The following is a 7,328-nucleotide window of genomic DNA, read 5'->3' as shown; positions in this document are numbered from 1 at the left end:
GCAAAGTACGCTGCTGCCTTTTTTAGAAATTCACGTTCCATTTCAGCTGTTTTGAGCTGTTGTTTGAGCTTTTTATTTTCTTCGAGTAAGGCATTTAGATCAGGTGAATATTGTTTAGTGCCTGCTAAGGTGCCAGTCTTTGCTTTATTATTCCAATTTGAAAGAGTTTGCATTGAAATGCCAAGTTGTCTGGCTGTTTCCGATACATTGCCTTGATTGGCTTCAATCAATTTTATTGCTTCAACTTTAAATTCTGCGGTGTAAGTCTTCTGTTTCTTGCTCATGGTAAACTCCTGATGAGTGTCTATAGTTTACCAAGTTAAAACCTCCTGTTTTCTCAGCACACATCAGGAGACTACCTGTCAGAATTAACAGGTATGGTTAGTCCCATAAAAAAAACGCCAGCAAGGGGTTGCTGGCGTATAAAATGAATCTGCATTGACATGCAGGTATTGCCTAATTTATCAGGATTGATCCATATGTTGCATATCAAAATAACGATTTACAAAAACGAAATTAAAAAGCATCTCCCTGCCCTTATGAGTCTGCTCGGCACACTTATTTTTATGGCCGCATTCTTCGCGCTATCCGTTCACTTTAACGCTGCAATTGTCAAATGTCACTAAAAACTGACCCACTATTTGCATCTAAAATTGACCCACGTAGTTGTTAAAATATTACAGTCGTGAAACTCAATTAATTGATGGCTAACTCCTCCTGATCTATTTTGGTTTGTCGTGGTTTAGTTCGCTTTGTTGCAATTCCCTTGGTACTCGATTCTTTAAAGCGCCAAGACTCATTGCCTGTTTCGACGATATGACAATGATGCGTTACCCCCGCCAAAATAGATATCCATAGTGCGATATGTAGTTGCAGAGTGCCTAACAATATTACTATCTAGGAATATTTTCATGGCCATGCCTAACGAGGCTGTAGCGAAACTCCCAGCCGAATTTTACCCATTAAAGCGGTCCAAATAACAAACATATTTCATGCTGCTATTCAAATTCCAGCTCACTAAAGCGCAACAACTTCGCTACTTTTCAAATAGCCGCGCATCACCAAAAATAAAATATTTGTACTTCGAGTTTTGCTACAACTTCAACGAGTCTGTAGTAAAAGGAATCCGTAAAGACACTTATCCACAGCACTCTCTGTATTGATTAGTAGTAGGTTAAAAGCCACGCAAACGATTTTACATAATCGCCACTTATGAGTAGTGACGTAATTTTAATGTGTCTCGACCTATTTTGAGCCTTCCAGCTGCGTTCGGCCAGAAGCGGACGCCAGGGTGTGCCTTAAAATCCTGCTAAACCCCTCCCAGCTAGCTCCGCCAATTACCGGCGCCTCACTGCATACCAATTGGAAGTCTTATAGCCAAGCGTTTGAGTGCGATTGCTAATTGCTCGCAATAAAACTGTAACATTGAGTCGTTATGCTCACCTCATTATCTGATTTCGTAATCAAAAATAAAGATTGATTACAACAACGAGGGTCTGGCAGCAATGATTCAACTTCAAAATATTACCGTCCAGTACGGACAAATGATTGCGTTGCATCCAACTTCACTCACGTTTCAACAGGGACAGTTTTCAGTGTTGCTCGGTGCCTCTGGTGCAGGCAAATCAACAATGCTCCGTTGTCTTAACCTGATGCAAAAACCCACTAACGGCAATATAAACATTACAATGTTAGGTTCATTGTTGGACAAAAAAATATTGCAAGAGCATCGTCGGCGTACTGGCATGATATTCCAGCAGCATCAATTAATTGGTCGACTTTCTGTTTTGCAAAATGTGCTAATGGGTAGACTAGGTTATCACTCGACGCTTCGTACTCTTTTTCCTCTATCGAAGGAGGATCAATCTATTGGATTACACAGCCTTGACCGCGTTGGGCTACTTCACAAAGCACTCTCACGAGTGGATGAGTTAAGTGGCGGTCAGCAACAACGCGTGGGTATAGCTCGGGCATTAGCGCAGCGACCGGCACTTGTTTTGGCAGACGAGCCTGTGGCAAGCCTTGATCCAGCAACCGCCAACAAAGTCTTGGCGCTCTTACACCAGATATGCAAAGAAGACGGCATAACCGCTGTAGTCAGCCTACATCAAGTCGATCTCGCTAAACGCTATGCTGACCGAATCGTCGGTCTGGCTCATGGCAAGGTTGTGTTCGATGCAATACCAGCGGCTCTGACACAAACGCATGTAACTGAACTCTATGAACAAAAAGCGCAATTGAATTCAAACATTCCAAATATTACTCATAACCATTGTTTAACTTAAGAACTGAGGAGAAATAACCATGAAAAAGCTATTCGCTGTACTGGCTCTAATATTGTTTAGCCTCTTAGGTAGTGTCACATATGCCGCACCTAATCCTGACCCCGGCACATTAAAAGTTGCTCTCTTGCCTGATGAAAATGCATCAACCGTCATTAAAAATAATAAGCCTCTAGAGATGTATCTTGAAAAAGCTCTGGGCAAAAAGATTGAGCTTATTGTTACCACTGACTATTCATCAATGATTGAAGCAATGCGGTTCGGTCGTATTGATCTTGCATATTTTGGGCCCTTGTCTTATGTATTGGCCAAACAGAAAAGTAAGATTGAACCATTTGCAGCAATGCAACAAAAAGGCACAACAACTTATCAGTCAGTGCTAATTGTGAATAAGGCGGCGGGCATCAACAACATCACAGATATCAAGAAAAAAGCCGTTGCCTGGGGTGACAAGGCCTCTACATCCAGCCACCTGATCCCCAAATCAATGCTTGCTGATAAAGGATTATTTGCCGGAACGGATTACAAGGAGCATTTCGTAGGCGCTCACGATGCAGTGGCGATGGCAGTTCAGAATGGACACGCGCAGGCCGGTGGTCTGAGCAAGCCCATTTTCAAATCGCTCGTTCTGAGCGGCTTGATCGATCTAAACAAAGTGAAGGTCTTAGCGGAGTCAAAACCGTTTCCTCAGTACCCATGGGCTATGCGCTCTAACTTAAAACCAGAGCTTAAAGAAAAAATTCGTGCTGCCTTCCTCGATTTGAAAGATCCGAACGTGTTGAAACCATTCAAGGCTGAAGGATTCGGGCCTGTAACAGATAAGGATTACGATGTCGTGCGTGATTTAGGTAGTTTGCTAAAGCTAGATTTTTCCAAGTTCTAATTTTTTGAGGTCTCTACAATGAATACGAACTTCGAAGCCATATTGTCAGAGCAGCGCCAAAGCTGGAATCGAGTAGTTAGGTATGTGATATTGATTTTAGCTATTGTCGTCGGATGTTGGTATTACGTTGGTCTATTTGATGGTGAGCGTTTAGGCGAAGGCGTGCCAAGTCTTGTTAGTCTCATTGGTGAGATGTTCCCTCCCAACTTTAGTGAGTGGAGAGCATGGGTCAAGCCAGTGCTCGATACCTTAGCCATGAGTATTGCTGGAACCGCCATCGCTGTGCTTTTGTCCGTGCCCTTGGGTATTTTGGCTGCACGCAATACCAGTCCACATCCAGCGGTCTATCAGGCTGCGCGTGCTCTGTTAAATGTGTTGAGATCTGTTCCTGAGCTTATTATGGGTATAGTTTTCGTGGCAGCTGTCGGCTTTGGTGCACTGCCGGGTGTGTTGGCATTAGGCCTGCACTCAATCGGCATGATCGCTAAGTTTTTTGCGGAAGCGATTGAGCATACAGATCAAGCACCAGTTGAAGCTGCGCAGGCCGCAGGTTGCAGCCCGCTACAAGTGATATTTCATGGCATTTTTCCGCAAGTATTACCGCAAATGGCCGACACCGCGATTTATCGGTGGGAATACAATTTTCGCGCCTCAACGGTGATGGGAATGGTCGGTGCCGGCGGTATAGGTTTCGAGTTGATAGGATCGCTGCGTCTTATGCAATACCAAGAAGTATCCGCGATATTGCTGGTCATTCTTGGGATGGTGACGCTAGTTGATACATTCAGTTCATTCTTGCGTCGCAAGTTCAAGTAGCTAACCCATATAAAAAATCCGGTATACACATGAGGGTCCACATGAAACAAAAAATAGTTCTTACCCACTGGGTTCATCCTGAAATTATCGATTATTTACAATCTGTTGCGGATGTCGTTCCCAACATGACCCGCGATACTATGTCGCGCGCAGAATTGCTGGAGAGAGCAAAGGATGCTGACGCACTAATGGTATTCATGCCTGACAGTATCGATGATGATTTTCTTGCGTCCTGCCCTAAATTGAAGATTGTAGGTGCAGCACTCAAAGGCTATGACAACTTTGATGTCGATGCTTGTCCCCGCCGTGGTATTTGGTTCAGCATCGTGCCGGACCTTCTGACCATCCCAACGGCGGAGCTGACAATTGGATTGCTTCTTGGCCTGACTCGCCATCTGGCCGAGGGGGATCGCCGTATCCGAACTCACGGATTTAACGGGTGGAGACCGGAACTATACGGAACGGGTTTAACAGGACGCACACTCGGAATCATCGGTATGGGTGCGGTCGGGCGAGCGATTGCGAAGCGCTTATCGAGTTTTGATATGCGGGTGCTTTATTGCGATGACATCGCCTTGAATCAAGAGCAGGAAAAGGCCTGGAATGCACGACAGGTGAGTCTCGATGAATTATTAAGTAGCAGTGACTTTGTTGTACCTATGCTGCCAATGACGCCGCAAACTTTGCACTTATTGAATGCAGAAACAATTGGCACAATGCGCACAGGAAGCTACTTGATCAATGCGTGTCGTGGTTCAGTTGTCGATGAATTAGCTGTTGCCGAAGCACTTGAATCTGGAAAATTGGCGGGTTATGCGGCAGATGTTTTCGAATTGGAAGAGTGGATCCGTGTTGATAGGCCAACAGCTATTCCGCAGGAGTTACTGACCAATACAGCGCAAACATTTTTCACCCCACATTTGGGGTCTGCGGTCGACGACGTGCGTTTCGAAATCGAGAAACTAGCAGCCAATAATATCTTACAGGCACTGACCGGCCAAAGGCCATCCGATGCTATCAATAATCCAATTTTGGAAGGCGTTAATTGATCAATCTTGAACGCGTAGTTACTTTTCTGGCTGTCGTGAATCGGGGTGGCTTTCGTGAAGCAGCCAAGCACACAGGGCTCTCACAGTCAGCTGTGACTCAGCATGTTAGGCGCCTAGAAGAGTCGCTGAGTGTCAATCTGATTGTGCGAAACAACGCAGGTTGTACGCTCACAGAGGAAGGCAAAGTGTTTTTGCCTTATGCGGAAAACCTAGTGCGCACCGGATCCAGAGCGTGCGCATTATTCGACACAAATCGTCTTGTAATAGGCGCGAGCTCGAATATCGGCATCTATGTATTGCCACCGCACTTGAGGCGGTTCAAGAAAACAGCAACTTGCAATTTTGATGTAGTCATTGGCGATAATCTTACCATTGTGAAAAAACTGGAAAACTTTGAAGTCGATGTGGCCATTATGGAATGGTGGGATCAACGAGAGGGATTTGATGCATGCGTTTGGCGAAGTGAAGAACTAGCTGTGATTGTGCCGGTGGAGCATCCGTGGGCCAAATTGGCGAGTATTCCATTAGATTGGCTGAAGGGAGAGAAATTGCTGGGGGGAGAAACAAGTAGCGGCACAGGGCGTCTGTTACAGCATTTTTTCGGAAGCGTGGCAGATTCTATTGGTGTATCTATGCAGCTTGGAAGCACAGAGGCGGTTAAACGGGCAGTACAGGCAGGCTTGGGTATTTCATTGGTGATCTCTTCGTCTGTGGTCGATGAGTGCGAGAGTGGTCGACTAAGAAGCGTTAAAATTGAAGGGATCACCCCCTACAAAAATCTTTACGTTATTTGTCGTAGCAATATGCTTGAAAATACACCATCGGCACATTTCAAAAAATTTCTACTTCAGTAGATGGATGGTATGTTGTTTATGCCAACAGTTAGAAAGTGTGAAGTTTGCCGTGACATATCATGATTTTAAGTTGATGGTAGCATTTTATTCATTTGCGTTATTTCTCTAGAAGGTAGGCGTCTAAATACTAAGTTTTCTACCTTTAAAAGGCCATATCGAACATCCACTTTAATCTGCGGTATCAAGAGAAGATTATTTTTTGCGAACATCCGCTTTGGGCACAACTGAGCCGGTTCTGGTGCTTTGAAATTAATTTAGATCAATTGCATCGCATATCCACCAGCTAACGTGTCCGTTAGTCTCACTAGCCCCTTTTCGGGTACATCTAGTGTGTCAGGTGCTTAGGCTCTAGCGCAAAAGGCGTACTCTTAATCTTCTCAAGACTCGCCTGTATCCAACCTGCTTTGGTCGCCTGATCATCACTGTGGTCAATGTCCGCGTCATTCAAACCTGATATGTGCTGAATTAGCAGGAGACTTTCACTTGGGATATGCTAGGCAGCTAACCGATAAAAGTTCTCTGCTATTTGATTTGGCGTTTTAAAATCCAAACTCTTTTGAATTCTTCGCTGATTATAAAATAACACAATGTATTTTGTAATATCTGCTTTAGCTTCATCTCTGGTTTTATAGTTGCAATGATGCACTAATTCATTCTTGAGTATGCCCCAGAAACTTTCAATCGGTGCATTATCGTAACAGTCCCCACGTTTGCTCATTGAACCTTGAAAATCACATTTTTCCAGTATCTTTCGATATTCATGGCTGCAATATTGGCTGCCTCTGTCCGAATGAATAATTAAGCCTTTCGTTGGTTTTTGATTACGAATCGCCATAGTCAGTGCATTGCAAACAAGTTGTGCGGTCATACGCTCATTTAAGCTATAGCCAACCACTTGTTTCGTGTACAGGTCTTTTACTGCTGCCAAGTATAACCAACCTTCAGCAGTCCAAATGTATGTAATATCGCTTGACCATGCAAGATTGGGCTTAGTCATTGAAAACTGTTGCTCTAGTAAATTTGCGTAGATCGCTCGATTATGATCACTCTTCGTAGTTCTTTTGAAACGCTTATGACGCTTACAATACAGCTGGTTGAGCTTTTTTATTTGACGTACAGCATACGTACTGATTTTGATACCTTGCGCTTGTAAATGCTTAGTTAATCGAATATAGCCATAGCTTTGTTTAGTTTCCTCATGAGCTATTTTGACCAAAATTGTCTGTTGATTTCGCTGAACCAATCTTTTATTCATGCCTCGTTTTAGCCAATCATAAAATCGTGACACTGAAACGTGAAGTAATCTAGCCATAAAGCTAATCGGGAATAAATATCTTTGCTGTTTCATATAGGCGTACCTTACTGACTTTCTTTCGCAAAGTACGCTGCTGCCTTTTTTAGAAATTCACGTTCCATTTCAGCTGTTTTGAGCTGTTGTTTGAGC

The 7,328-nt window shown here is 43.9% G+C and carries 6 protein-coding genes and 3 pseudogenes; 5 read left to right on the top strand and 4 right to left on the bottom strand.

Features of this window, described 5'->3' with window-relative positions; genetic code table 11:
• A pseudogene (locus J582_RS24060) lies at positions 1–284 on the bottom strand (transposase); the annotation flags it as partial.
• Between the two features lie 496 nt (positions 285–780).
• A pseudogene (locus tag J582_RS27635) lies at positions 781–879 on the bottom strand (ATPase); the annotation flags it as partial.
• A gap of 626 nt (positions 880–1,505) precedes the next feature.
• On the opposite strand from J582_RS27635, the gene phnC reads away from it, so the two are divergent.
• Genes phnC through J582_RS24035 form a run of 5 tightly spaced genes read left to right on the top strand, consistent with a single transcriptional unit; the run spans position 1,506 to position 5,884 of the window.
• Positions 1,506–2,285: a phosphonate ABC transporter ATP-binding protein gene (gene phnC / locus J582_RS24055; RefSeq protein WP_009389228.1), complete on the top strand. Its 780-nt coding sequence runs from the start codon at positions 1,506–1,508 to the stop codon at positions 2,283–2,285.
• A 19-nt stretch (positions 2,286–2,304) separates the two neighbouring features.
• Positions 2,305–3,165, top strand: a complete 861-nt coding sequence (phnD, locus tag J582_RS24050; protein WP_009389226.1) for a phosphate/phosphite/phosphonate ABC transporter substrate-binding protein — start codon at positions 2,305–2,307, stop codon at positions 3,163–3,165.
• Positions 3,166–3,183: 18 nt separating this feature from the next.
• Positions 3,184–3,981 carry a phosphonate ABC transporter, permease protein PhnE gene (phnE, locus tag J582_RS24045; protein ID WP_004757464.1) on the top strand — a complete coding sequence of 266 codons (798 nt, stop codon included), beginning with the start codon at positions 3,184–3,186 and terminating at the stop codon, positions 3,979–3,981.
• Positions 3,982–4,022: 41 nt separating this feature from the next.
• Complete coding sequence (locus tag J582_RS24040) at positions 4,023–5,030, top strand: phosphonate dehydrogenase (protein WP_032013208.1); 1,008 nt, start codon at positions 4,023–4,025, stop codon at positions 5,028–5,030.
• The gene (locus tag J582_RS24035; RefSeq protein WP_009389225.1) at positions 5,027–5,884 is read left to right on the top strand and encodes a LysR family transcriptional regulator; all 858 of its coding nucleotides are present in this window, start codon (positions 5,027–5,029) and stop codon (positions 5,882–5,884) included. Before J582_RS24040 ends, J582_RS24035 begins: the two co-directional genes overlap by 4 nt.
• Positions 5,885–6,209: 325 nt before the next feature.
• On the opposite strand, the gene J582_RS27500 is transcribed toward J582_RS24035, so the two are convergent.
• Both J582_RS27500 and J582_RS24030 read right to left on the bottom strand, forming a co-directional pair.
• Complete coding sequence (locus tag J582_RS27500) at positions 6,210–6,332, bottom strand: hypothetical protein (RefSeq protein WP_009584542.1); 123 nt, start codon at positions 6,330–6,332, stop codon at positions 6,210–6,212.
• A 45-nt stretch (positions 6,333–6,377) separates the two neighbouring features.
• Positions 6,378–7,328: pseudogene (locus J582_RS24030) on the bottom strand (IS3-like element ISAba21 family transposase); the annotation flags it as partial.

It is taken from the genome of Acinetobacter sp. 1566109 (assembly GCF_000582255.1).
In the GTDB taxonomy this organism is placed as follows: Bacteria; Pseudomonadota; Gammaproteobacteria; order Pseudomonadales; family Moraxellaceae; genus Acinetobacter; species Acinetobacter nosocomialis.
This window is presented reverse-complemented; position numbering and strand designations above follow the sequence as displayed.